The following is a 2022-nucleotide window of genomic DNA, read 5'->3' on the forward strand; positions in this document are numbered from 1 at the left end:
TAGCGGCTTGGTGGAGGGGGGCCTCGATCGCGGGCCTCGGCAATTGTGGCTAGTTGGTCGCGGGCCCCCTCCACCACGCGGCTTGCGCCGCCCGGTCCCCCTCCCCGTTCCGGGGAGGATTTAGCTACCCTACAACCTCGGTTCGTCATCCATCCCACTGAACCCTTCCACCCTCAGCGCGTTTCTCCACCCGAGCGGGTCAGGAGAATTGCCATGCGCCTGCTGTTTCTCACTCTCGCGCTGCTGCCCGTCGCGGCGATTGCGCAGGACAACACCTCGCCACCACCGCCTGACGGGATTGGCGTCGAGACGGTCGGGCTCAATCCTGGTGAGGCCAAGAGTTTCGTCCTGCGCCCGGGTAAGAACCACACATTGCTCGTCCCCGCCGCGATCGACGATCCGGGCGCGATCTCGGTCGCCTATACCGACAGCGCGGGCAAATCGGCGATCACCGTGACCAGCACGTCGGGACCGATGACGTACAAAGTGCTGTCGGATCCGACCGGCAGCGGCGGCTATGTCGACGCCGGCACCTTCACCATGCGCGGCAACGGCACCGCGACGACCGAGACATTCGATCGCGATCTCGGCGCGATCGTCGTCGGCGAGTTCAAGCAGGCGGGGTGAACGGGGCGCTTACAACCCCTGGCCGCTAAAGCCCCACGCTCGTGTCGGGCAGCGCACCAAACTTCCCTGCGGAAGCTTCTCGCCCGGATTCGCCATGATGCGCGACGCCTTGCCCGTCGTCTCTATCATGACATGGATGCAATATCCGTCCGCGGAGGCGCGCTCCACGTCGCCGAAAGCGGAGCGATAGTCCTGAGGGTCGACCGTCAGCAACACCGGGTAATGCGTGAGCCAGACATCGTAACTGATGCCGCCCCTGCCGTGATGTATCGAGGCCATCTCGGCCGACAAATAGCGTTCGCGCGCAACGATCGGCACGTTCGAAAAGTGAGCGTGTTCCCGCGCACGATCCATCGCGATCATCGCCACCGGCCAGCAAATGAAGAAGTAGAGTAGCGGCCATAGCAGGGCAGATACGACCGTCTTAAGAGATCGCGGCTTCGCGCTGATCGTCACTCCAAAGCAGAGCGCGCCAACCCCGAGGGCGATCGCGAAGGCCCAATTTTCGCCGTTCGTATTTTCCGGAGCGAGTTCCTGGCCGCCGGGAAGAGTCATCACGTAGATCACGACCGGCGCGACGATCAAGGCGAGCAACGCCGGAAAACCCTGACGGAGGACCGACGACATCGATTGCGGCGCGGTCGGCTTCGGTGCGTCCATTGCTTCCTCCTCGCGGCGCGAATGGCCCGCGCGGCGTTAAGGATCGGTTCGCGATCCGGCACGGAGAAGTTCGTTACGCTTTCAAATCGAGTCGCCCGATGCCACGCGTTCCGATATGGTGGGCGGCGTCAATCTGTGGGGGAAACGCGATGAACACGATCCTCGGCCTGTCGCTTCCGGCCTTTACCGAATTGCACGTCGTCATCAGCCTGATCGGCATCGTCGCCGGACTGGTCTTCTTCGCCGCCTTGGTCGGCGGGCGCTGGCTGTCGCTGCTCAACGGCTTGTTCCTGGTCTTCACCATCCTGACCAGCGCCACCGGCTTCCTGTTTCCACCCAAGCCGATCGGACCGCCGTTCATCTTTGGCGTGGTGTCGCTGGCCGTCCTCGCGGTCGCGCTTTACGCTTTGTACGGGCGCAAGCTCGCAGGCGGTTGGCGGCGCGTGTTTCTGGTGACCGCTTTGTTCGCGCAATGGCTCAACATGGTCGTGCAGGTGGTGCAGAGCTATCAGAAGATTCCTGCGCTGCACGCGCTGGCGCCGTTGGGCAACGAGCCGGCCGTGCTCGCGACGCAAGGCGCGGTCGCGATCGTGATCCTCTATTTCGCCTGGACGTCGTTACGGCGCTCCGCCGCCTGATCGGGTGGTCCAGGGAGCAGGCTCGCACACTAGCCCCTCCCCTTCAGGGGAGGGGTCGGGGGTGGGGGATGCCTCGCAGAGCGTATCGCCCGTGACT

3 protein-coding genes are annotated in these 2022 nt (G+C 64.1%); 2 read left to right on the plus strand and 1 reads right to left on the minus strand.

What is annotated here, in order from left to right; translation table 11 throughout:
- The first annotated feature begins 213 nt into the window (after positions 1–213).
- Positions 214–627 (plus strand): hypothetical protein, encoded by a 414-nt coding sequence (locus SAS01S_RS21865; protein WP_066813330.1) that lies wholly within the window; start codon positions 214–216, stop codon positions 625–627.
- 9 nt (positions 628–636) lie between these two features.
- Here SAS01S_RS21865 and SAS01S_RS21870 read toward each other — a convergent pair whose 3' ends face one another.
- A complete protein-coding gene (locus SAS01S_RS21870) occupies positions 637–1287 on the minus strand; it encodes a hypothetical protein (RefSeq protein ID WP_066813332.1) in 651 nt (216 codons plus the stop codon).
- A gap of 149 nt (positions 1288–1436) precedes the next feature.
- Between SAS01S_RS21870 and SAS01S_RS21875 the strand changes: the two genes are divergently transcribed.
- On the plus strand, positions 1437–1925 hold the full coding sequence (locus SAS01S_RS21875) for a hypothetical protein (RefSeq protein WP_066813335.1): 489 nt from the start codon (positions 1437–1439) through the stop codon (positions 1923–1925).
- Positions 1926–2022: the final 97 nt, after the last annotated feature.

Source organism: Sphingomonas asaccharolytica NBRC 15499 (assembly GCF_001598355.1).
Lineage (GTDB): Bacteria > Pseudomonadota > Alphaproteobacteria > Sphingomonadales > Sphingomonadaceae > Sphingomonas > Sphingomonas asaccharolytica.